Consider the following 24,351-nt stretch of genomic DNA (forward strand, 5'->3'; position numbering starts at 1 on the left):
CTCGCTCCGCTCGGCCGACCCGTGGCTATTCACGGCGAACCCTCCGGGTTCATGAGACAATGAAATGGGGTGGGAATGGGTGTTGCGCAGGCTCCGCCGTCCCTCCGGGACGAGCTTCGGAGGGGTCGGTGAAAGGGTGGTCAGGTAGTTTCGTGTGCCACACAGGCCCTCACTTCAGCAACCCACACCCCAACCTGTACCCCTCAAGTCTTTGGTCTTCAGTCTTCCAGTCTTCTGTCACTCTTCACACCTTCCGCAAGATGGTCTCCAGCACGCGCAACAAATTTCCCACATCTTCCTGGGTGTTGTACCCATGCACCGCAATGCGGATGCGTCCGGCCTGGTGCATGATGTGGATGTGCTCGTGCTCCAGGGCGGCGTGCAGGATGCTACAGTCGGGGTGTTTGAAGGCGACGATGCCGGAGGGATTGTCTGAGCGCCAGGGGCAGAGGGGTTGCAGGCCCCGTTCTTTCAAGCCTGCCTCCACCTCGGCGGTGAGAGGGTCGGCATGGGCGACGATGTTCTCGATGCCCACGTCTTCCAGATAGCGGAGGGAGGCGTTCAGCGCGTACAGGGAGACAAAGTTGGGCATGCCCACAGAGAAGCTCGCGGCGCCTGTCTTCGTATCGGCGCGTTCAAAGCGGTCGGCGTCGAATGCGTTGCGCAGGTGGTACCATCCACCGGCGTGGGTGGTGAGGCGGCCAGCATTGCGCTGGGGAATGCCAATGATGCCGCCGCCGTGGATGCCCAGGGTCCACTTGTGGGTGCTGGAAATAACGATGTCCGCATCCACACAATCCAGCATGACGCGACCAAGGGCCTGGGTGACGTCCACCGAGATCAGGGCCTGCGGGGCGAGGTTCCGCACCGCATCACAGAAGGGGCGCCAGGCCAGGCGGTGGCCGTTGTAGAAGCTCACCAGCGACACCTGCACGAGCCGGGTGTGTTCGTTGAGCAGGGGCAGGAGATCCTTCACCTGCAACTCGCCATCGCGCGCTTTCCACAACTGTGTCTGCGGTGACTCGATGGCGGTCAACCAAGGGGTGGCTCCGGCAGGGAAGTCCAGATCTGTGACCACCACTTCATCGGTGGCTCCAAGGTTCAGGGCGGAGGCGAGGAGGTTGTACGCCTCGGAGCTGCACGAGCAGAAGGACACTTCAGAAGGTTCCAGCCCGATCATGCGCGCGGAAATTTCGCGGCAGGCTTCCACCTGGGCGAAGTGGGCATCCCGCCCCTTCATGCCGCGTTCCTTGTCCCGCCAGTAAGTCTGAATGGCCTCGCCCACACACAGGGGCGGGATGCTCTCAGCGGCAGTGTTGAGGTAGGTGATGCCCTCCAGGGCGGGGAAATCACGACGACGGGTCGAATCGGTGAGCATGATCGTTTACTTGGAAGTGACTGGAGACTTGCGCCAGAGAAACATCAAGGCCAGCACACCCAGCCAGGGCGCCAGACCCGCAAGCACGAGGCCCGCATCATAGCTGCCAGTGCGGTCCACGACCATCCCGAAGAAGCGGTGCATGGGCGAGGTGACGGCCCAGACCCACATGCTGAGGATGCCAGTGAGACGTCCGACGTGATCGGCGGACAGTTCCTGGACAAAGCTGTAGTAGCACGGGAACAGCGCCAGGGCCCCGGCACCGATGAGCAGGAGCACACCCAGCAGCAGCCAGCCCTGGCCCAGCCAGGGGATGAAGACGCTCAATGAGGTGAGCAGACACGCGCCAAAATACACCTTCCGCCGGGCACCATGAGGATCCGTCAGGCCGCGGCGGACCAGCCAGAGGGACAGGAGGCCCGCGAGGAAACAACCCATGTCGGTGGCGATGAAGTAGGCGGAGTTGAAGTTGAGCGAGGCCGTCTCGCTGTAGCCCCGGCCGGTCTGCAGGAACTTCATGAGCCACACGCGGTAGATGTGCCACACGGTCTGGGCACCGAGAATGAGGATGGCCACCGACCAGAAGGGGCCACTGCGCAGCACCGTCCAGATGCTGGTGGCAGGCTTGGCGGAGGGCTGGGGCGAAGCTGTGGATGGGGACACCTCCAGATCCCGTGGACGCAGCATCAAAAACCAGAGGGCGATCCAGGCAAAACCCACAGCCCCCACGACGATGAAGGTGGTGCGCCAGGAGCCGGGTTGATCCGTGAGCAGCAGCTTCATCACCTGCGGCGTGATGACCGCGCCGATGGAGGCCCCGCTCTGGAGAATGCTGTTCCCCATGGTGCGGTCTTTTTCATTGAGCACGGCGAAGGTGGTCTTCAGCGCACACGGCCAGTGCCCGGCCTCAAAGAAGCCCAGGAGGGCCCGGCAGATCAGCAGGCTTTCATGGCCATTCACCCAGCCACTGGCCATGCCCATGAGGGACCATCCTCCCAGTACCATGGGGTACAGCCAGTAGATGCGAAGCCGATCCGCCAGAAAACCAAAGACCAGGGAGCCGATGGCAAATCCCCAGCCGAAAACCACCTCCAGATCCCCATATTGCCCCTCGCTGAGCCCCATCTCCCGGGTGACCCGCACGGAGGCGACCGCAAGCGTGACGCGGTCCATGTAGTTGATGGTGGTGGCGAGCAGCAGCAGGCCGGTGATCCACCAGCGCCAGGAGGAGGAACGGAATGACAATGAAGGCATGAGAACGTCTTGAGGGGGAGTCTGGGTGGAGAGAAGAAGGCGCGTCAAGCATATCGGCGGTCCCGGGGATCATGTTTCCCCGGCCCGGTCAGCCCGTCACAATACTATCAGGATTGCGGACTATCGTGGGGAGGGCGGTCGCCACGTAACATTTTCACCAGTATCCATCCCGAAAGGTGAATGAATCGGCGCAGGCGTGGCGCGTTTGGTTGCTACAGGGCAAATGCCCTGATTCATCGCTTCCGACGCCATGTCCTCCCTACGCTCGCCCTCCCGTCGTCACTTCTTGAAGTCATCGTTCCCCTTGATCTTGTCCTCCGCGGTACTGGGCAGGGCAGGTGCCGTGGGGCCCAACAGCAAGATCGGCCTGGCGTGTATCGGCACGGGTGGCCAGGGGATGGCCAATCTGCGGTCTTTCCTCACTGATGAACGGGTGCAGGTGGTGGCGGCCTGTGATGTGGATGTGGCGCACCGGGAAGCCGCCGCCAAACTGGCGAAGCTGACTGCAGGCGATCTCTACAACGACTACCGCGAGGTGCTCAAGCTCCCCAAGGTGGATGCGGTGATGAACGCCACGCCGGATCACTGGCACGCGGGAGTGGCCATCGCGTCAGCGAAGGCGGGCAAGGATCTTTTCTCCGAGAAGCCGCTGGGTGCGAGCATCGCGGAGGGGCGCGCCATTTGTGATGCCGTGGAGGAGCACAAGCGGGTGTTGCAATGCGGTACCTGGCGTCGCTCCGGACTGAAGCCGCGCATGGCCTGTGAGCTGGTGCGGAATGGTTATATCGGCGAACTCAAGGATATCGAGGTGGGGGTGCCGGGCAAGTTCGCCATCCGGGGTGGCTTCACCGGCATGGAGGCTCCGCAGGAAGTGCCGGCGGGTTTCGATTACAAGCTCTGGCAGGGGCCCTTGCCAGAGCGGCCTTACACGGCAGCGCGCTGCCATTTCAACTTCCGCTGGATCAATGACTATGCGCCCGGCTACATCACGGACTGGGGCGCGCACTTCCTGGATGTGGCCCAATGGGGCGCGGGCATGGATGAAACCACCCCTGTCGAGGTGGAGGCGCGGAACGTGAAGCGCCGTGCTCAGGGGCTCTATGATGCCCCGGAGGAATACGAGATCGTGTACCGCTATGCCAACGGGCTGAAGGTGCGGATGGTAAGCACGACAGATGCGGCCATGTACGGGGTGAAGTTTGTCGGCACCCAGGGCTGGATCTTCTCGGAAAATGAGACGCTCAAAGCCAGCTCCATCGACATCCTGCGCACGAAGCTGAAGGACTCCGACGTGCGGCTCTTTGAGTCGAAGAATCACCACCGTAATTTCATCGACGCCATGCTCTCGCGCGGCCAGACTGCGGCGCCGGCCCCCATCGCCCAGCGCACGGCCACGGTGTGCTACATGGGCAGCATCGCAGCTGCTCTACAGAGACCGCTCAAGTTTGATCCGGCTGCGGAGAAGTTTGAAGGCGATGCGGAAGCCAATGCCCTGCTGGCCAAACCGGTGCGGGAGGGGTGGACGGCGTGAGGAAGCGTGGTTTCATCGGCTCCCTGGTCAGCCTGGTGATGCTGCTGCGGGTGCTGCCTGCGGCAGATTCGCTCCAGCTCACACTGCCACCGGTCTGGTACGGCACCCCGGGCGTGCCGGTGAGCCTTTACTATGACAACGTGGTGCTTACGGAGCATCCGGAAGCGTTGCGGTTCGAGGTGAAATGTGACCTCGGACAGTCCGAGGCTCGTCGGTGGACAGTGACGCCGGAGGACAAGGACGTGGGCGAGCACGCGATGGAGGTGGTGGTGAGGGATGCAGCGGGCAAGGAACTGGAGCGGGGCCAGACGCGGCTTCGCGTGGCTCCGCGTGATGCAGGGAAGGGGCGGGAGTTGAAGTTGCTGATCGTGGGCGACAGTCTCACCGCCGCCACCGCCTATCCCAATGAGATCGCCAGGCTGCTCTCGTTGCCGGAGAATCCTGGCTGGAAAATGTACGGTCAGCATCGACCAGCATCGGCCCAGCCGGGAGTCGCTCATGAGGGCTACGGTGGCTGGACGTGGGCGGCGTTTCTCACCCGCCACGAACCCAAGGAGGAACGCACGCCTGATGGCAAAGGCTGGAAGAAGCGGAGCAGCCCCTTTGTGTATCTCGATGGCCAGGGCAATCCTGCTCTGGATGTGGCGCGCTATCTCAAAGAACAGGGCGGGGAAGAGAAGCCGGATGTGGTGACCTTTCTGCTCGGCATCAACGATTGCTTTGGTGCCAAACCAGAGAATCCGGATGCGACCATCGACACGATGTTCACCAATGCAGAGAAGCTCATCGCAGCCTTTCGGGTGGCTTCACCCCGCACGGTGATTGCCATCGGGTTGACTACGGCTCCTAATTCCCGCGAGGGGGCATTCCAGGCCAACTACAAAGGCAAGTACCCGCGCTGGGGATGGAAACGCATCCAGCACCGGCTGGTGCAGCGGCAGTTGGCCCAGTTCGGCGGGCGGGAGAAGGACGGGATCTACGTCGTGCCCACGGAGCTGAATGTGGATCCCGTGGAGGGGTATCCGGCGGACAATGCCGTGCATCCCAATGCTGCGGGATATGCCCAGATCGGCAGCAGTTTCTACAGCTGGCTCAAGCATTGGATGTCTGGGCCCCAGTGATCGGCGAGGCAGCCTGCGGATCTGCCTTTCAGCAACCGGAGGGTTGTGTATCATCGCGGGATGGCGCTCCCTCTGGCTCTTCGGTTGCTCTGTATTCAGGCCATCCCCATGGTGTTGATGGGGCTCGGGGAGCCTGTGCAGGCGCAGACGCAGTCACTGGAGCAGCGGCCGCGCCTCATCATCGAGACGGATGCCGGAGGAGATCCGGATGATGAGCAGTCGCTGGTGCGTCTCCTGGTGTACGCGAATGAGTTCGACATCGAAGGCATCATTGCCAACCGCAAGGAGGCCCGGGAAGGGGAGAACAAGAACCCGGTGCGAGATGGTCTGGGGATTGTACGGGCCACGGTGCGTGCTTATGGCGAGTGTCACCCCCATCTCGTGGTGCACGATCCGCGCTTTCCTTCGGCTGAAGCATTGCTCAAGACCTGCGTACCCGGCTATCAAGACACGGACGACGGGGTGAACCTGATCATCGCGGCCGTGGACAAGGATGACCGGAGGCCGGTGTGGTTCTCCAACTGGGGAACGGACCGGGGCAGTGCGGAAAGCTGCCTGAAGCGGGCCCTGGACAAGGTGCTGAAGGAGCGGCGGCAGGAGGGGTACGCCAAGTTCAAGAACAAGCTGCGCCTAAGCTCAGCCGACCGGTTCGCGGAACATACCTCCGCGTTGAAGCCGGCCTTCCGCAGGTGGATCGATACCAGCCAGCCTGAGCAGGGCGGTAAGAGATGGTATCATCAGTTTTCCCGCATCACGGCCCGGGCCGGCGGCTTCGACATCCAGCGGGATGTCATCCAGAATCATGGTCCCTTGGGGCGGCAGTACCCGACCAACACCAGTCTGCCGCAGAAGGAGGGGGACACCTCCCTGTTTCTGTACCTGGTGCCCAATGGGCTCTCCGATCCCAATGAGCCCGGCTGGGGAGGCTGGGGTGGGCGGTTGGGACAGAACCCCAACCACCCGGACAAAGCGTACTTCTGGGCCAATGTGAAGGACACATGGCAGGGCTCGACCCATCGTGATCAGACGCTGGTCCGCTGGGCCGCGGACTTGCAGAATGACTTCAAGGCTCGCATGGACTGGTGTGTGGCGGATGCTTATGACAAAGCCAACCATGCCCCCATCCCGGTCCTGAATGGGAACGAGGGTAAAGGCGTGATGCATCTGGTGGTCCGGGAAGGGGACAAGGTGGAGCTGAGCGCCACGGGCACCCGGGATCCCGATGGGCAACCCCTTCGCATGGAATGGATGGTCTATCCTGAAGCCGGAACGTATCGCGGCGAGGTGGTGCTTTCAGCGACGGAAGGCGGGCAGACAAGTTTCATCGCACCCAAGCCCGATCAGAATGAGGCTTGCACGATCCATGTCGTGCTGCGGGTGCAGGATCAGGGGGCACCGCCATTGTGTGCCTATCGTCGGGCCGCGGTGGTCGTGGAAACACCGCCTGCTCCGACGACTGGTGTGTTTCCAGGCAGTGAATGGGAAAGGGCAACCCCGGAGTCGCAGGGACTGTATGGGGAGCGACTGACTGAGGCGGTGCGCTATCTGGAGAATTCCCTGGGACAGGACGGGGTGAGGGAGTTGGTCATCATCCGGCATGGAAAGATGGTCTGGAAGGGCAATGACATCGGCAAGGTGCACGGCACGTGGTCGCTCACGAAAAGCTTCACCAGCACGGTGATGGGACTGCTGGTGGACGATGGCAAATGCACGCCTGACACCCGCGTGGCTGAGGTGTTGCCGGAGATGGCTGCGCTCTATCCAGATCTTACGCTGCGCCACTTCACCACCATGACCTCGGGCTATCGTGCGCAGGGGGACGAGACGACGGGCAGCTACAAGCATGGCCCGAGCAAGACTCACTTTCTCCCTGGAGAGCCCCTCTTTCGCCCGCCCGGCAGCCAGTTCGCCTACTGGGACTCCGCGATGAATCAGTTCGGCCACGTGCTCACCCGTATTGCCGGGGAACCCATGGCGGAGGTTTTCATGCGGCGCATTGCTGATCCCATCGGCATGCATCAGGGCCGCTGGAAGTGGGGGGATTTGGGACAAGAGGAAGGCATCCTGGTCAACTGTGGTTCAGGAAACCGCGGGCAGTCGGTGCAGATCAGCGCCGGTGAGTTGGCGCGCTATGGCTGGTTGATGCGGAACGGCGGGCGCTGGGGCGACCAGCAGTTATTGAGCGAACGGTGGGTGAACGAGGCCACCAGGGTGCAGGTGCCAGCAGCATTGCCATGGGGGCATCCCGAAGGCAGCGCCGATGGACAGGGTTGCTACGGCTACAACTGGTGGGTCAATGGTGTGCAGGCGGACGGTTCTTTGAAATTCCCCCATGCCCCGGTGGGGGTGTATTGTGCGGCCGGACACAACAACAACCGGTGTTTTGTGATCCCTCAGTGGGACATGGTGATCGTCCGCTTGGGGCTGGACGGCGATTCTTCGGACATGGTATGGAGTGATTTCATCGCCCGGGTGGGCGAGGCGGTGGAGAGGTGATTTTGGAGGCGGCAGGTTCCGGTGCATAGCCATGGGGGTGATGATGGCGAATGGGTTGAGAGCAGATGCCCCCGGCTTTCACACCTGATCCTCATCTCCATCCTACCCAACGTTGACTCGCTTAGGGCTCGTCCAACGTTGGGCTGTGCTACATATCCCTTTCAGGGATAGAGCTCCAAGCTTCTGGCCACGAAATGATTGCATCGAACCAGGATCCCCATCTTGTAAATCTAAGCAAAATCTTGTTAATCCTGTCTCTGCGCCCGCGCCCATTCCAATCCCGGCTGGTCCACGCGGAACTGCACCACGCGTCTTTGATCCGCATCGGTCACGTACACGGTGCAGCCGTCCGGGCCGCCGAAGCACAGGTTGGTGGGGCTCTTGCCCAGTACATCAATCTCCTGCAGCACTTCGCCCTGCGGGCTTAGCTTGACCACAGTGCCTTTGCCGTGCCGGGTGATGTAGAGGTTCCCTGCCACATCGCAGCGCATGCCGTCGAAGCCGTGATCGGGAAATTCCTTGAGCAGGCGTTTCTCGCCCAGGGTGCCGTCCGATTGAACGGGGAAGGCCCAGACCTTGCGCTGCACACTTTCGTTCACATACAGCGTTCTGCCATCGGGGCTGACGTCCAGGCCGTTGGTGGTGCCCATGTTGCTGGCCACCTTGGAAGCTTTGCCTTCCCGGCTGATCCGCCAGAGCTGCCCAGTGCCATCTTTCCAGGCGGGATCGCTGGCATAGAAGTCTCCTTCGGTCGTGATGGCGATATCGTTGGGCTGGTTCATGCCCGGTTCATTGGCCAGGACGGAGACGGCCTTGCTGGTGAGATCCACTTTGAGGACATTGTGCTTCGTGTAGTCGGCCACAAAGAACGATTTCCCATCCCGGCTGAAGCGGATGCCGTTGCCAATGCTCCCTTCAGGAAGTTTTACGAAGATCTCGGCCTTGCCGTCCGGGCTTACTTTCCCAATCGAGCCCTGCTCCTGAAAGTTCACGGCATACAGATTGCCTTGATGATCGCAGGCCGGACCTTCAATGCCATCGGTGAAGCCATTGGGCGCGGTGAGCGGCGTGGCTTTGAAGAGTCCTCCGGTGGAGGTGGCGGCCACCGTTTGTTTCCTCTCCCGCATCATCTTGGCCAGGTACTTGGCCGTTTCGTCTGCGATCACCTGATAGCCCGCCTGATTGGGGTGGCGGTCGCCATACCATCCCGGCAGGTCGCCCAGGTGGGCATCAAGCTGGTTGTCCATCACCACCACAGATTTGCCATTGATGAAGGGCTTCACCAGTTCCTTAAACTTCTCCGGCACCTTTTCGATCGGGTAACGCCGGTAGTTCAACATGTTGGGGCCCTTCTTGAGTTCAGCTGCATAGCGGGGGTAGATGTCGAAGAGCGGCAATCCCTCAGCCTCAGACACCTTCTTGTTCAATTCATTGATCTGGGCCACGCGTCCTTCTTCCCCATAGGGGATCACGGTCATGACAATGATCACGGCTTCGGGATGATCCCGCTTGAGGCGTTGGATGAGTTCATGATAGTCCTTCGCGAAGTTTTCCGCGAACCCCTGACGCCTGGCCTGGTCGTTGATGCCATAGCGGATGAAGATGTAGTCGGCACCAGGGATCCTCGCGACCTCCTTGTCATAGCGGCCGGAGTCCAGCAGCCGCTGGATGTACTCTCCACTGAGTCCCAGGTTGATGACGTTCACGGGTTGGAGGTCTTTCTCTGCCGCCAGGAGGATGCGGATCACGTCTTCAAAGTGGGGGCCCTGAGGGCGGAGCATTTTGGGGATCTTCGCCTCGGTGGTGCTGTCACCCACCAGCAGGACCTGGCGTTTGCCTTCGTGGAGGGCATGGGCCGGCGTGAAGCAGGAGAACAGGAGCAGACCTGCAGAGAGCGGGAGATGGAGCAGCGATTTCATGGCGAAAAAACAACGCGACAAGAAACCACGGGTCACTGCCAGCGTCACCGCAGGCAATGTCAGGATGTGGTGAATATGTGACAAAAGGAGAGGATCGGTCGGCTAATAGCTCGTAAAAATTATATTAAATATAGTCCTTGCTTTCACGATCCTCGGGGGTAATACATTCCCCTATAGACCAATAGTTCATTTCGCTAAAAACGTGAGCCTGCGCCGCAGAGAGATGACTCCTCTCGCCTTCGTCGGTGGCCCACCCTTCATCGTCCTAGGGTGATACCCCTGGGCTACGGCACCCTATTGCCGTGGTTGCCAACTTCCGACGCCATGAAAACTTGTCACACGGTCCTCCATCTCTGCGCCTCGGCGCTGTTCCTGCCGCTTGGGCTTGCGGCTCAAGACAATCCCCAGCCCCCTGTCATGGACGCCACTGCCCACCGACAGGCGGTGGAAGGGGCCCGCAAACGACTCCAGAACGCCTGGCGGGAGTTCGGAGAGCGAAATGCCCGCGGGGAAATGGCCCCGGACATCTTTTCTCTGCGGGTGCAGCCAAAGATCCTCACCACCGGGGAGGTGGAGGGCCTGATGAAGCAGGCCCAGGCAGCGACATTCCCCGAGCCGGATGTGGTTCGATCCGTCAACGGAAAACTCAACGTCACGCTGAATGTCTTCAAGGCCCGCAACCAGATCGGTTCGGACCCCGTGTACCTGCGGTCCTACAACGGGAAGCTGGTGGGCCCCACCCTGCGCTGCCGGCCGGGGGACACGCTCTACATCACGGTGAGCAACAACCTCGATCCCGAGCCCGGCATGGCGGATGTGATGAACACGCTGCATGGGTTTAACACCACCAACCTGCACACGCACGGGCTGCACGTGTCGCCCTCTGGAATCAGTGACAACGTGTTGCTGGAGATTCCCCCACGCTCTGAGCAGAAGTACGAGATTGTCATCCCGAAAGACCACCCTGCAGGGACCTTCTGGTACCATGCCCACAAGCACGGCTCCACGGCGGCCAATGTGGGCAGCGGCATGTCCGGAGCCCTGATCATTGAAGGCGGGCTGGACACGGTGCCTGAGATCGCCCGTGTCCCGGATCGCGTCATGGTGCTGCAGCAGATCCCGTATGTGAACAATGCCAGCAAGCCGGTGTGTCCCGCGATTCCCAAGGACACCAACCTCACGGTGGGAGTGATTGAGGCGGAATATGCGGACTGCAGCTTTGGTCCCCGGACCTGGGACAAGCTGGGGCGCTACACCACCATCAACGGCGTGAAACTGCCCGTGATTCGTATGCAGCCCGGCTCCGTGGAACGGTGGCGCTTGATCGACAGCGCCATTCGGGAGGTCATCCAGCCGGAGCTGGTGCGCGTGGATCATAGCGGGCAGAGTGCCCCCTCGCGTTTGAACTTTCATGAGATCGCCGTGGATGGACTCGCCCTCGGGCGTGTCGCCTCACGTCCCAAGCTGGAGCTCTGGCCCGGCTACCGCTCGGACGTGCTCATTCAGGCACCGCCGGTGGCGGGGGTGCAGTATGTGTTGCGGGATGGCCGGGTGCCCGGAGGCGGCGTGGTCATTCCCGAGGAGCGGCGCTACCTTGCCGTGGTGATCGTGGAAGGCCCCCCCAATCCGATGCCGCTACCCACGGATGATGCGGTGAAGCGGTTCCGGCTGCCATCTATCGATCCGAAGCGGGTCACAGCGCGCCAGGCTGCGGCCTATGGCATCATCCCCAAGGGCGACGGGGTGGTCTTTACCATCGACCGGCAGCCGTTTGACTTCGACGAAGCGCGTCAGAACACCCTGGGCGAAGTGCAGGAGTGGACGGTTATTTCCAGGAACAATGTGGGACCGGTGAGCCATCCTTTTCACATTCATGTGAATCCATTCGAAATCTTCTCCATCCTGGATGATCAGAGTGTGGAACAGCTGGATCGCGATCCCAAAACCGGGGCGGTGCTGCCGGTATGGAGAGACACCATCATCCTGAATGAAGGGTGGAAAGTAAGTTTCCGCACGGAGTACACCGACTTTGACGGCGTCTTCGTCCAGCACTGTCACATCCTCGACCACGAGGATGAAGGCATGATGGAGCTGGTGGAAATTTCCAAGCCGTCGGCAGCCGAGCCCATGGCTGATGCGGGAGCGATGGAGCCCAAACGGCTGGGTGCGCCGTATCCTGCGCCCGCCTGGTCCCTGCCGGATACCAGCGGCAAGATGCAGAAATCAGCGGATCTTCTCACCCGACCCACCGTGCTTTTCTTCTATGAGGGCTTTGCCTGCCTGCGCTGCAACGAGCAGATGACCGCGCTGGTGGAGAAGGCAGAGGCCTTCCGAAAGCAGGGAGTGCAGGTCATTGGCATCAGCACCGATACGGTGGCGGATTTGGGCAAGGCCCTGGAGGGCACGCCCTGCCCGTTTCCGCTGCTGGCAGATCCTGAGATGCGTGTCTTCCGCTCCTATGGCTGCTATGCCGACGGACCCCTGCACGGACTCTTCGTGCTGGATGCCGCGGGCCGGGTGCACTGGCAGAACGTCTCCATGACCCCCTACATGGATGTGGACACCCTCCTGCGTGAGACGGGACAGGTGGCTGCGCCCGCCCGTTCCGGGGCGGTGGCCAGCCGCCAGCCCTGATCTCTTCTCCGGAGAAGCCGTTTTTCAATCTGTTATAACCACGAACTCTATATTCCTCATGTCCCCTCCCACCACCTCCCGCCGTCAGTTCCTGGTCACCGCCGGTGCGGCTGCCGCCTCTGCCGGCTGGTCCTTTGGCCAGGAACCTGCCCAAGCCGCCACGGCAAAATACCACCGGCTCAATTTACAAAACCCTGCGGCTGCACCTTTCCTGGAGAGCTACAAGAAGGCCATCACCGTCATGCTGCAGCTCCCGCCCTCGGATGCGCGCAACTGGTACCGGAACGCCTTCATCCACACGCTGGACTGCCCGCATGGGAACTGGTGGTTTGTCGTGTGGCACCGTGGCTACACCGGCTGGTTTGAGCGCACGGTCCGCGAGCTCAGTGGGGACCCCAACTTCGCCTTTCCTTATTGGGACTGGACGGCGCTGCCGCAGGTTCCGGACTCTTTCTTCAATGGTGTGCTGGACCCCAACAATCCTGCCTTCATTGCCAGCTACAATGAGTTCTACTCGCAGCTCTCCAATCCCATGAGCGCGCTCTGGAACTCTTTCTCCACGGCTCAGCTCCAGCAGATGCGGAACCGGGGCTTTCAGTCCGTGAACGATGTGTGGCAGGCGGTGCGGGACAGCCCCATGTTCTTTCCCCGTGGCCGGGCCCGCACGTTGACGAGACAGAACCCCGGCTTTGATGCGACCACCCGCCGGGCGGTCTCCATCGGGACCATCCGCAACGCTCTTGCGCCGACGGACTTCATCACCTTTGGCAGTGGCAAGACCGCCAACCACAGTGAGAGCGCCACCCAGGGCATCCTGGAAAGCCAGCCGCACAACAACGTGCACAACAACATCGGCGGGTTCATGCAGGACCTGCTCTCTCCCACCGACCCGGTGTTCTTCGCCCACCATTCCAATATTGACCGGCTCTGGGACGTGTGGACACGCAAACAACAGCGTCTTGGGCTGCCTACGCTACCCACAGGGGCGAACCTGCCGCTGTGGGCCAATGAGCCTTTCCTCTTCTTCATCGGGCCGGACGGCAAACCGGTGGCGAAGAACAAGGCGGGTGACTACGCCACGATCGGAGACTTTGACTATAACTACGAGCCTGGCTCCGGTGAGGCGGTGATTCCAGCTGCCAGCCGCCCTGGCGAAATGAACAACAAGGTGTGGCTGGGCACGCTCGGGGCTGCAGTGCCCAACTTTAGTGCCTCCGCCCGCGCTGATGTGATGGTGCCTGAAGCCGTGCCGGAGGCCGCCATGAAGGCGGATGGTCCCGCAGTTTTCGCCAAGATCACCATTGCGCCGCCCATGGATGTGGCCGGGGTGGAGTTTCACGTGCTGGTGAATCCGCCGGAGAATGTGAGCCATGTGGACTTTGATTCCCCAAGTTTCGCGGGAACGTTCAGCGTCTTTGGCAAACAGCTCGGCGGGCATAAAAATCAGCCCCTGAGCTTCCTCATGCCGCTGACCGAGGCGGTGAAAAAGCTGCAGGAGACCAACGAACTCAAGCCTGGCCAGCCGCTGCGGGTGCAGGTGGTGGCAGAAAGGAAAGGAGTAAATTTGACGCCTTTGCAGGCCAAGGTGTCAGAGATCTCAGTGGGCACCTTCTAATTTGGGGGCTCACCTCTCTTAAACTCGTGTGCCGGTATGTGGATGCAAACTCCTCTTCTCAAGTCCCTGTTGGGGCTCGGGTTGGTTTGTTTCCTCATTCCGGCATGCGGGAGGGCAGGTTCTGAAAGCCCCGCCAAAACCGTGAAAGAGTCTGCTCCAGACGGAAAAATGCTGCTCGCCCTGCCCCGGGCGAGGGAGGCGGATGAAGCCGTGGCGGTGCGCATTACGGTCGGTACTCTGGCCAAAGGCGCCCGCATCATCGTGAAGACGACTGAGGGCGAGGTAGTCGGGGCGGTGGTGCCGTTCGGCATTTTGCCGGGCCGGAAGGCGGGCTCGTTTATGGTGCCCGTGCCGCTGGCGGCCGTGAAGGACGGCAAGGTGAGCCTGCAGCTGGAGGTGGAGGAGTTGACGGGAGGAAAAACCCGTGCCCCGACGAAAACCGAGGTGGAGGCGGCGAACCTGGAGCTCATGCCGGTGAGCGGCACGCCGGAGTAGGGAAGAGACCAGCGAGGGAGCCTCTGAATGACACCGGGCTTTCAGCCCTCAATTTCTATTAAATTCCTAGTACCTGGGGCGGTGCACCAGGCTGGAATGAGGCCGGGCCTTTGGCCCTCATGATTCGCGCTGCAATGCGAGAATGCCCAACCAGGCTTTGCTTGCTCGTGTTGATGCCCTTCCCGGAGACTGCAACTTTGCTAACCAGACGTTTCCTCGTCGTGGAATGTGGCAATGGCATGCAAATGCGTTCGTTGATCGGATTGGCTGCAAACTGGGCAACTGAGGGCCAAAGGCCCGGAATCATACCAGCCCAGGGCAACGCCCTGGGTTCAGGATTCAAAAGAGGATGTTTAAGGGCTGAAGGCCCGGATTCATTCAGGCACATGCGTCTTCCGAAATCCTTGCGTATCCCAACTGCTACTTCATCACCAGGATGAGGGCGAGCCCTCGGCCCTCAGTTTTGACACCTCACGTCAGCCCGCGATACTTCGCCACCGCCTGGGCGCGGGAGCGCACGTGGAGTTTTTCATAGATCCGGCGGATGTGGCTGTTCACTGTATGGGTGGAGATGCCGAGCTGGTCGGCGATTTCCTTGTAGAGAAATCCCTTGGAAAGAAGGTCCAGCACTTCCCGCTCCCGCTCCGCCAGCGCGCTCATCTCTGGATCTGGCGGGGCGGTGGTGGCCGTGTCCGTGACACGGTGGAAAAAGCTCACCACCTGCCGCGCCACCTGGGGTGACATGGGCGAGCCTCCTGCATGTGCCTGTACGATGCCGGCCACAATCTCCCGCGGAGGGGTGCGCTTCAGGAGATAGCCGCAAGCGCCGGCCTTGAGCGCGTCAAAAATGAGCGGGCTCTCCTCATACATGGTGAGCATGAGGCAGAGCAGGCCTGGGGTTGTCTCCTTGATCCGGGAGACAAACTCGATGCCGCTCATGTGGGGCAGGTTGATGTCCACCAGCACCAGATCCGGGGCCGCTCCCGGGAGCTGTTGCAGCGCCGCCTCTCCGGTGGTGTAGTGGGCCTCGCAGCGGACTTCCGGGCCCAGGCTGAAGTAGCGCTGCAGCGTCTGGGCAAACGGCAGGTCATCTTCGATCATGGCAATGCGCACAGGCATGGACTGGGTGGGGTGGTCAGGGGTGGTGGAGGGGCACTTGCAGCGTCACCATGGTGCCTCCCTCCGGGCGGGACTGCACGCGGCAATTGCCGCCAATGGCGGCCAGACGGGACGTCATGTTCTGGAGGCCGTCCTTCCCGGCCCCCGTCTGCATTTCTGGCAAACCACGGCCGTTATCCGCCAGGCGCACCAGGAAGTCGGGCTCATGGTAGCGGAGGATGATGGTCACCTGGGATGCCTGGGCATGCTTGGCGACATTCTGCAGCGCCTCTTTGAAGGCGAGCAAGAGTTCATGGCGGTGGTGAGAGGCCACAGGGATCTCCGGCCATTCGGCCGGGACATCCTGCCGGAAGGTGATTCCCAAAGGGGCCAGGTATTCACTGGCGATGTGGCAGAGGTAGTTGGCGAGGCTGGGCAGCGTGTCATTGCGCGGATTCACTGCCCACACGGCTTCATCCAGCTCAGAGATGGCCGCGCGGGCGGTGTCGCCCAGTTGCTGCAGTTTCTGGCCCGCATCTCCTGGCAGGGGATGCTCCGCGGCGAAGATCTCATGCATGACCATGAGCTGGGTGAGGCGTGATCCTACCACGTCATGCATGTCCCTGGCGATGCGGGCCCTCTCATTGTCCAACTCCTGACGCTGCTCCAGCTCGGCCACCTTCGTCGCCATGCGCCGGCGGGCAATGCGCCATGCCACGAGACTGGCCAATGCCACGCTCAATAGCAGCGCCAGGACTCGCACGAGCGGCCGTTGCCATAGTGGTAGTGGCACCATGAGAGGCACGGAAAGTTCAATGTCATTCCACTCCAGATCCGTGTGTCGCAGACTCGCCTGAAAGAGGTACTTGCCCGGCGGCAGCGCGCGGGACTCCACCACGCCCGAGTTCGGCACGGGCAGCCATTCGTTGCTCACCCCGGCAATGCGCCAGCGTCGGCCCAGAATCAAGTTTCCTGGCAATGTCGGGTTCTTGATGACGAAGCTGAGCCAGGGGGCTCCCGCGGGAATGTCGAATGAACTTCCAGGCGGCAGTTTGTCATTGCCAGCGGTGACATCCACGCCGGGTGAGACGAGGGACTCATAGACTTCCACCTCGGCCAGCTGCGGAGAGAAGGCGACCGGGCTCTGGCTGGAGAGACGAAGATAGCGACCGCGGAACTCCCCTTTTCCCGCGACGGCCCGCACCACATCCGTCTGCCCGGGTTCGGGGTATGAACCATCTGGGCGATGCAGGGCCGTCCATACCGGCTCCACCCCGGGCTCGGGAAGCTGGTCATAGAGCTGGAGGAGGACTTTGGAAAGCCGTTCTGTGGCGCGTCCATCTGCCCGGTTGCGCAGACAGATGTGGTCCAGTCTGGCCACACGGCGCAGGTCGAGCTGGAAGTAGAAGGTATTGCCCAGGTCCGGGGCGGGCGGGTGCGCCATGGTCCCGGAGAGCCCGTCAACCAGGTGCTCCGGACGTTGTCCCGATCCCAGGGGGTGCGATGAAATCACAGGGCATCCCAGGGCGATGTTGGTGGTGCTGACCTCCTTGCGCTCGACGCGGATCTCCGTGAGCACAGCTTCTCCAGCCACGCCCTGGCCGGGGTACACATCCAGCCGCATTCCAGTGACTCCCGGCGGGATAAGCGGTGTTTCCACAAGATACACCGGGGTTTGCAGCACCCCGGTCACCTGAAGCCGGCCATCGTCGCGGATGATCTCCCCTTCTGTGGAGTTGTACCATGTGGGGGCCACCCTCTCCCATCTCCCGGAAAGGGAAGGTGTGGCATCACGCGTGATCGAAAGGCTGAAGGCACGAAAAGCCGAGTCCGTATGCCCGGAGAGAAATGAGAGCCAGATGCGCAAGCGCCCAGCGGGCTGAACGGTCTCGCAGGCAAAGACAGCGGAGTGCACACGGTCCGTCTGCCCTGGCACCGCCCAGCCTTCCAGGCCTGCCTCGATGCCATCCACTGATTTGGCAAGTTGAGCGGAACGGGTGTTCGTCGATGCTTCCACGGCCCGGAGCGTTACTTTGGCGGCAGGCAGGCAAATCGGCAGACCGGCAAGACCAAGGGTCAGACAGAGCGCCATACCCCGGCGATGGCGGGAAAAGCGGGCGGCATACGGGAGACGGCGCATCACGGTGGTGTGGAACATCATGGCACAGGCGCTGCCGGCCGTCACCCCTCGTTTGGCTGTGTAGCGAGTTCTCGTCACAAGACGTGACCGTCACGGTGCCCTACGCTTGGTGACGATGTCTTCAGTTGTCTTTGATCCTATTCACGAATCAAAACGGAACATGCTGGTCGCCGGATGGGGCTGGGCTCTCGGCGGGGTGTTGCTGGTCGCAGTCGCTGGCTTGTCTCTCCGCGAGGAAGTGGCACAGGATGCGCAGCCAGAACATCCCGTTTCACCCTGGGCGCTGGTCTGGCGGGATGAATTCGACGGCCAGGTGCTGGATGCTACGAAGTGGGCCGTGCGTGCCCCTGGTCTGAGGGAGAGCGCCATGATCAGTGCGGAGAATGTCTCCCTGGATGGTGCTGGCCGTCTGCTGCTCACCACGACGGAGAAGGACGGTGTCATTCACACGGGCATGATCGGGTCCCAGGGCAAGTTTTCCCACACGTATGGACGCTGGGAGGCCCGGATCAAGTTTCACGCCATGGAGGGACATCACGGCTCCTTCTGGTTGCAGCCGGAGCGCCGGGAAAAGGATGTGGGAAATAACCCGCATCTCACCGGGGCGGAGATCGACATCATAGAATGGTTCGGCGCGGGTCGCAAAGATGGCGGCGCTGCCTCGAACGTGTACTGGCCCGGGGAGGCCGGTCAGCACCTGCACGATGGCGGCCCGCTTGATCTGACGCCCGTGCTCAAGGATGGCCGCAACCTCAGTGATGACTTTCACGTGTATGCCGTGGAGTGGACGCCGGACGAGTATGTCTTCTTTATTGACGAACATGAGGTCTTCCGCACCCGGGCAGGCGTCTCACGGCAGCCCCAGTACGCCATCCTCAGCCTGCTGTGTGCCGACTGGGAAGCTCCCAGGTTGGATCGCAGCCGTCTGCCGGAGAGCATGATGGTGGACTATGTCAGGGTTTACCGGATGAGGACAGCGGCGGTGGCCGTAGGGCCGTCCCCGCGGGCAGGAGCTCCATCCCCTGTGGCGAATTCTCGCTACATCACGTCCCGAGAATAACCCCTACCATGGCACGGTAATTTCACCCTCCCAGCCTATGCAGCCATCACGTCCTGCCTCCTTTAAAAGAACATCTCGTCGCGGGATTGCGCTGATCATGGTGTTGATGGTGCTGGTGCTCATCACGGTGTTGGTGGTGGGGTTCCTCTCGCTGGTGACCACGGAGCGCCAGGCGTCATCAGGGTATGCAGAAGGCAATCGCTCCCGCATGCTCTCGGACTCGGCGATCAATCTGGTCATTGGTCAGATCCGGCAGGCCACGGAGACGCTGAATGCCGATCCGGCCAACCCTAAAACCTGGGCCTCCCAGCCTGGAATGATCCGGGTGTATGGCAGCACTGGCGGGGCGGGCAATGGCCGCACCCCATTGAGCGCCGCCTACAAGCTCTACTCATCAGACCAGATGCGGGTCACCACCTTCGGCCAATCGGAGGCAAATGCAGAGGCGCCGCCTGCCAGTTGGTCCGCGCAGCGGGCCTTGTACACCGACCTGAATGAGCCGGTGGAAGCCCAGGGGCGCAAGCACTACCCGATCCTTGAGCCTCCCGCGGTGGGAGAGGTGGAGGGGTACGAGGTGGTCAACGCTCCAGGCACTGGGGGCAGTGAGCCCGTCATGCCCGTGAAGTGGCTCTACCTGCTCCGTGATGGAACGGTGGCTGCTGCCAAACCTGTAGCGGGCTCCGACTCCAAAGTAACAGTCGCGGGGGCCAGCGCTGACAATCCCGTGGTGGGACGCCTGGCGTTCTGGACAGATGATGAATCCTCCAAGGTCAACATCAACACCGCGAGTGAAGGTGTCTTTTGGGACATCCCACGGGCCAATACCGTGGCGGAGCGCCGGCTGGGCAACTATCTGCCGGCGCGGAATGAATTCCAGCGCTACCCCGGGCACCCGGCGACCACGAGCCTGAGTGTGGTTCTTGGAAAGTACTTCACCTCAGGTGGTGGGTCCACCACCGGCAACACCACGGACGGAACCTCCCAGTATGGCCTCTACTACGATCTCGCCCCTCGCGTGGCCACCGGCGGCTCGCTGGATGGCACACGCACGCCCTCCGGTGCGATGGTGATCACCAAGGATCAGGACCGCCTCTATGCCACGGTGGATGAGTACTTCTTCAAGAATGCTGCGCTTGCCAATGGGCGGCGGGAGGTCAGCAGTGCGCGCCTGAACCCCGAGGTGCTGGCCAAGACCCAGTTCTTCCTCACCGCCCAGAGCCGGGCCCCGGAGGTGACCCTCTTCAATACACCCCGCATCAGCCTCTGGCCGCTACAGGCGGTCCAGCCCGCCGGGAGCACGACCGCCCGCAATGCGTATGACAAGCTCATCGCCTTCTGCACGAGCCTGGGCAAGGACAAGGCGCTGCCTGCCACCTACCCGGCTGACCAGGCCACCGGTTATTCCTATGCCTTCCAGCGGAAGCAGGTGTGCAAGCTCCTGGACAGCGGCAGCGGCAACATGGCCGGATGGACCAGCGGAAACCCCACGGCAGACTATGCCCAGATAACCCGCAACCAGACGCTCTACGCCTATCTTCAGCGGCTCACAGGCAGGGAGATTCCTGGCTTTGGGCAGAGCTTTCTCGCGAAGTATCCCAATGATCGCGACCAGATCCTGACCGAGTGCTTCGACTACACGCGCAGCCTGGTGAATGCCATCTCCACGCCACGGAAGAATCTCACGCCGCACTATTCCTATTCACCCCACTACATGGCGTTTGGGACGGTGTCCCCCACCAAGATAGGTTCCACCATGGGGCAGGGCCGCTTCTTCACCATTGCCCAAGCAGCCCTGCTTTTTTATCCCACAGAGGTGGATGTGAATCCGACAGACACTACGGATGTGCAGACCCGGAAAATGAGAGCCCGGCTCATCATCCAGCCGTATTGCGTCTCGCCAGGTGCCAGTGCGTTCAACCAGGCCTTCCGCGTGCGCGTCACCGGAATGGGGGGCTTTCAGGCAGACTCGGCCAATCTCGGGCTGAATGCTGCGTCATCAGGCAACTCACTCAATATGACGTTCAACGAAGGTTACTATGCGAGTGGATCGGACTTTGGCCCCGCAAACAAGACCGCGTTGCCCACCTTCAACGCGCAGTTTTTCGCATCATCTGCAGCGGGCGTGAGTCGTCCGCATGCTGCCGGCTCGGGGGCGAACCAGTTCGACGTGTGGGCCTCGGTGGCGGACATTGATGTGGCGGGCAAGCAGACGTTTACATTCACGGGCGGCACCATCACCGTCGAAGTCTTCCCGCCAGATTATTCGGCAGTGGTTCAGACGTTGAAGATCGAGCTTCCCGGTCAGACGCTGCCCGTCCCCAAGCGTACTGGTGGACTGCAGGACGCAGGCAAACAAGCGGTGTCCGGAACGCCCAACCGGTACACGCTCGACTACCGCAACCGCTTTGTCGCAAGCTTTGCCAACCAGAACACGGCGGACTCCCTGTATGGCCGGGGGGAGAAGTTCGCCACCATCCTGATGGACAACATGATTTATCCCGGCGACACCGTGCATGCTGCGGCGGTGAACCCGGCAGGAAAAGCGAGGGGCGACCTGCGGATGATTGCCTACCGGTCCGATGTGACGGCGGACTACTTCGCTTCACAACCCAACCGCAACGGCGCGAGCCTGCGCGTGGGAGTCTGGACAAACAAGGGTCAGTTTCGCAAAAGCTGGACGGAGTATTTCAAAAACTCAGAGGCTGGCGGCAAGCTGGTCGCCAATCTGAGCTACCCCGAGACCGCCGTGCCGATGGTCCCTCCCGGACTCAATGGTGCGTTGAACCAGTACGACGCACCGGGTGACTGGGACACGGGCTACGACCTCCAGGAAGACGGCCCCTATGTGAACAAGGCCGATGAAGCCTCGACAACCCTTGGCTACTTCAATCGGGGCACAGGTCTTGGTTACGTCTCCGCAGGTGGGGAGTCCGGCGGGTATGGCAGCCAGGGTTCTGAGGTGGACAACATCACGTACTCGCCCAACCGGCAGATCGCCTCCGCAGTGATGTTCGGCTCACTGCCCACCGGGGTGAATGGCAAGACTGCGGGCAGGCCAGAACCCTGGCAGACGTTGCTCTTCACCCCACAGCCTGCGGCAGGCACCCAGCACTATGGTCTCCGCTTCCCGCAGGATCATCTGTGGCTGGACCTCTTCTGGATGCCCATTGTGGAGCCCTATGCCATCAGCGAGCCCTTCTCCACGGCCGGCAAGATCAACATGAACTATGAGATCATGCCCTTCCGGCATGTGAAACGTCGCACGGCCCTGCATGCCCTGCTCAAGGGCACGAGCATGACAGCCATCCCGGATGCAGAGGTGGGCAACTACAAAGCCCAAACCGGCACGACCTACGCAGCAAACTACCGTCTGGAGATTGATCCCGATCACCTCAACGGCACGCTCAAGGGGTTTGAGAACCGGTTCGCGTCTGGAGACATCTTCCGTTCCGCCTCAGAGATTTGCACCATCTCCCTCGTGCCCAGGACGAATGTGGGACCGCCGTCGTATCCAGCCGCCAGCTACAGCACCATGGAGACCTGGTGGGAGAGCCATCGTCTCACAGGTGACAATCTGCGTGAATCTCCTTATAACCAGCTTTATCCCCGCCTCACCACCCGGTCGAACACCTACAACATTCATCTGCGGGTGCAGTCCCTCAGGAAGAGCCGGGCGGGTGATCCGTCGGAATGGGATGAAGACCTCGACCTGGTGGGCAGCGAGTACCGGGGCTCCTGCCTGATCGAGCGCTATGTGGATCCGAATGATCCTGAGCTGCCTGACTTCGCCTCGCCCAATGACCTCAACGCCAATGGCACCGCGGACAACGAGGAGACTCTGGATCAATACTACCAGTACCGCATTGTGCAACGCCGCCAGTTCTCTCCATGAACCCTTTTGCCCCCCATCATCATACCGTTGCTGATCTGGATGCCGATCGCCCTTCGCGCGCGTGGCTGCTCCGTCTGATCGCCAAACGCCCCCGACCTCAGGTCTTGAGCCTTGAGGCTTCAAGCCCTGCGTCTCCGCGAAGCGGCCGCGGCTTCAGCCTCGTGGAGGTGACCCTCGCCATGGCCATCGTGTCCTTTGGCGTCTTGTCTGTCGTCTCCACCATGCCGGGCGGCATGGAGATGCTGCGCAACTCCGTCAACGACACGGTGGAGTCCCGCATCGCCCAGGAAGTGCTGGCCAAGCTCCAGGGCAGCGACTGGTCGGACACGGCCAATCTCGCCAGCTATGATGGGAGTCTGTGCTACTTCGACGGACAGGGCAATGAACTGACGACCCTGGGCGGATCGGAGCCCGGCTGGACGGTGTACACGGCGAGGATTGTTGTTTCCAGCACCCCGCCGGCGCTGCCGTCCCCGACGGCGGCTCCCAGTGACTACCTCCGGCAGGTGCGCATCTTCATCACCGACCAGCCGGCCTCCAGTGCAGACCGCTTCACCAACGCCCGGAAGCACCGCCAGGTCTGCACCCTGGCGGCCAAAACCAGCCGGTAAGCAGCTGCCATGAACCCTGTGTCGCCATCTCCCTCCTGCTACCGCGGGGCCGCCTTCACCCTGGTGGAGGTGCTGCTCAGCATCACCGTGTTGAGTCTTATCATGACCTTGCTGGTCAACACCCTGACCGTGACCCAGCGGGTGTACACCGGGGCGCAGTCCCGGGTGGAGCAGTTCCGTGAAGCCCGGGTGGCGTTTGAGTCCATCACCCGCCGTCTCAGCCAGGCCACTCTCAACACTTACTGGGATTACAATGATCCCAACGCCCCCACCCGGTATGTGCGCCAGTCCGAGTTGCACTTCATCTGCGGTCCGTCAGCCACGTTGCTCAACCAGTCCGGCCTGGGGCCCAAGCTGGGGCATGCTGTCTTTTTTCAAGCTCCGATGGGAGTTGCTGACGACCAGACCTACCGTGAGCTCAACAGCAGCCTTAATTCCTGGGGATTCTATCTGAGCTTTGAGGAGGACACCCAGTTGGGCACGAAGCCGTCTTTCCTGGGCACCCGGCTCAATCCACGACGTCGCTGTCGGCTGATGGAGTTCCGCCAGCCCACCGAGCGGCTTCAGGTGTATGCGCCGCCTGGCGGAGCGCCCTCCGGATTCAAGGGCATGAACACGGCTCCCTTTGCTGCGACCACCGCCTGGTACAACAATCCGGAACTCGTGCGGGACACCAGCGTCACACCGGCGCTGCTGCAAAGCCGTCCCCTGGCCGAGAACGTCATCGCGCTGGTGTTCAGCCCGCGCAGTCCGGTGCCATCCGGCATCAGCAGCGCGAAGGATCACGACATCGCTCCAGACTATTCCTACGACTCCCGTCGTTTTCTTTCGGATCCAGCGTCACCGGTTGCTTCCGTTTCGCGGCACCAGCTCCCTCCCACCGTGCAGGTGACCATGGTGGCTCTGGACGAGGCTTCCGCATCCCGCTACGAGAGGGAGGGCGGATCCACCGCGGAACTCGTGAATGCTGTATGGTTTAAGGAAGCAACCCAATACGAAGCCGACCTGCAGGCACTCACCGCACGTCTGTCCTCGCTGAAGCTGGATCACCAGGTCTTCACGACCACGGTGTCCATCCGCTCGGCCAAATGGAGCACCAACCGCTGA

General features: G+C 61.6%; 15 protein-coding genes. 10 read left to right on the forward strand and 5 right to left on the reverse strand.

All coding sequences use genetic code 11. From position 1 onward, the window contains the following. Window positions 1-244 precede the first annotated feature (244 nt). Window positions 245-1,378 carry an aminotransferase class V-fold PLP-dependent enzyme gene (locus VSP_RS01190; protein WP_009958169.1) on the reverse strand — a complete coding sequence of 378 codons (1,134 nt, stop codon included), beginning with the start codon at window positions 1,376-1,378 and terminating at the stop codon, window positions 245-247. 6 nt (window positions 1,379-1,384) lie between these two features. Further along, window positions 1,385-2,632 carry an MFS transporter gene (locus VSP_RS01195; RefSeq protein ID WP_009958170.1) on the reverse strand — a complete coding sequence of 416 codons (1,248 nt, stop codon included), beginning with the start codon at window positions 2,630-2,632 and terminating at the stop codon, window positions 1,385-1,387. 250 nt (window positions 2,633-2,882) lie between these two features. Here VSP_RS01195 and VSP_RS01200 point away from each other — a divergent pair, with 250 nt between their 5' ends. The 3 genes from VSP_RS01200 to VSP_RS01210 are packed head-to-tail and all read left to right on the forward strand — an operon-like array spanning window position 2,883 to window position 7,780. After that, complete coding sequence (locus tag VSP_RS01200; RefSeq protein WP_029190085.1) at window positions 2,883-4,163, forward strand: Gfo/Idh/MocA family protein; 1,281 nt, start codon at window positions 2,883-2,885, stop codon at window positions 4,161-4,163. Continuing rightward, window positions 4,160-5,284 carry an SGNH/GDSL hydrolase family protein gene (locus VSP_RS01205; protein ID WP_198141288.1) on the forward strand — a complete coding sequence of 375 codons (1,125 nt, stop codon included), beginning with the start codon at window positions 4,160-4,162 and terminating at the stop codon, window positions 5,282-5,284. Before VSP_RS01200 ends, VSP_RS01205 begins: the two co-directional genes overlap by 4 nt. Window positions 5,285-5,344: 60 nt before the next feature. Continuing rightward, window positions 5,345-7,780 carry a nucleoside hydrolase-like domain-containing protein gene (locus VSP_RS01210; RefSeq protein ID WP_009958175.1) on the forward strand — a complete coding sequence of 812 codons (2,436 nt, stop codon included), beginning with the start codon at window positions 5,345-5,347 and terminating at the stop codon, window positions 7,778-7,780. Between the two features lie 245 nt (window positions 7,781-8,025). Here the strand turns inward: VSP_RS01210 and VSP_RS42875 are convergent, their stop codons facing one another. Further along, the gene (locus tag VSP_RS42875) at window positions 8,026-9,699 is read right to left on the reverse strand and encodes an SMP-30/gluconolactonase/LRE family protein (protein ID WP_009958176.1); all 1,674 of its coding nucleotides are present in this window, start codon (window positions 9,697-9,699) and stop codon (window positions 8,026-8,028) included. Window positions 9,700-10,023: 324 nt separating this feature from the next. Between VSP_RS42875 and VSP_RS38745 the strand changes: the two genes are divergently transcribed. The 3 genes from VSP_RS38745 (at window position 10,024) to VSP_RS01235 (ending at window position 14,443) form a co-directional block, all read left to right on the forward strand. Further along, on the forward strand, window positions 10,024-12,333 hold the full coding sequence (locus VSP_RS38745) for a redoxin domain-containing protein (protein WP_009958177.1): 2,310 nt from the start codon (window positions 10,024-10,026) through the stop codon (window positions 12,331-12,333). Between the two features lie 58 nt (window positions 12,334-12,391). Continuing rightward, entirely contained in the window at window positions 12,392-13,948 is a 1,557-nt protein-coding gene (locus tag VSP_RS01230) for a tyrosinase family protein (protein ID WP_009958178.1), read from the forward strand. Between the two features lie 141 nt (window positions 13,949-14,089). Continuing rightward, entirely contained in the window at window positions 14,090-14,443 is a 354-nt protein-coding gene (locus VSP_RS01235; RefSeq protein WP_029190086.1) for a hypothetical protein, read from the forward strand. Between the two features lie 471 nt (window positions 14,444-14,914). Here the strand turns inward: VSP_RS01235 and VSP_RS01240 are convergent, their stop codons facing one another. Together VSP_RS01240 and VSP_RS01245 are read right to left on the reverse strand one after the other, a co-directional pair. Further along, window positions 14,915-15,562, reverse strand: coding sequence for a response regulator transcription factor (locus tag VSP_RS01240; RefSeq protein ID WP_009958180.1), 648 nt, complete (start codon window positions 15,560-15,562; stop codon window positions 14,915-14,917). A 16-nt stretch (window positions 15,563-15,578) separates the two neighbouring features. After that, the gene (locus VSP_RS01245) at window positions 15,579-17,759 is read right to left on the reverse strand and encodes an ATP-binding protein (protein WP_157210674.1); all 2,181 of its coding nucleotides are present in this window, start codon (window positions 17,757-17,759) and stop codon (window positions 15,579-15,581) included. Window positions 17,760-17,796: 37 nt separating this feature from the next. On the opposite strand from VSP_RS01245, the gene VSP_RS01250 reads away from it, so the two are divergent. From VSP_RS01250 to vccC, 4 genes are read left to right on the forward strand one after another with little or no spacing between them, the layout of a single operon-like run. Then, on the forward strand, window positions 17,797-18,741 hold the full coding sequence (locus tag VSP_RS01250) for a glycoside hydrolase family 16 protein (RefSeq protein ID WP_156345441.1): 945 nt from the start codon (window positions 17,797-17,799) through the stop codon (window positions 18,739-18,741). Window positions 18,742-18,778: 37 nt separating this feature from the next. After that, the gene (gene vccA / locus VSP_RS01255) at window positions 18,779-22,633 is read left to right on the forward strand and encodes a Verru_Chthon cassette protein A (protein ID WP_157210675.1); all 3,855 of its coding nucleotides are present in this window, start codon (window positions 18,779-18,781) and stop codon (window positions 22,631-22,633) included. After that, window positions 22,630-23,244 carry a Verru_Chthon cassette protein B gene (vccB, locus tag VSP_RS01260; RefSeq protein WP_009958188.1) on the forward strand — a complete coding sequence of 205 codons (615 nt, stop codon included), beginning with the start codon at window positions 22,630-22,632 and terminating at the stop codon, window positions 23,242-23,244. The genes vccA and vccB overlap by 4 nt, the downstream gene beginning before the upstream one ends. 9 nt (window positions 23,245-23,253) lie before the next feature. Next, window positions 23,254-24,351: a Verru_Chthon cassette protein C gene (gene vccC, locus VSP_RS01265; RefSeq protein WP_009958189.1), complete on the forward strand. Its 1,098-nt coding sequence runs from the start codon at window positions 23,254-23,256 to the stop codon at window positions 24,349-24,351.

The sequence above is a fragment of the Verrucomicrobium spinosum DSM 4136 = JCM 18804 genome, assembly GCF_000172155.1.
GTDB classification, from domain to species: domain Bacteria; phylum Verrucomicrobiota; class Verrucomicrobiia; order Verrucomicrobiales; family Verrucomicrobiaceae; genus Verrucomicrobium; species Verrucomicrobium spinosum.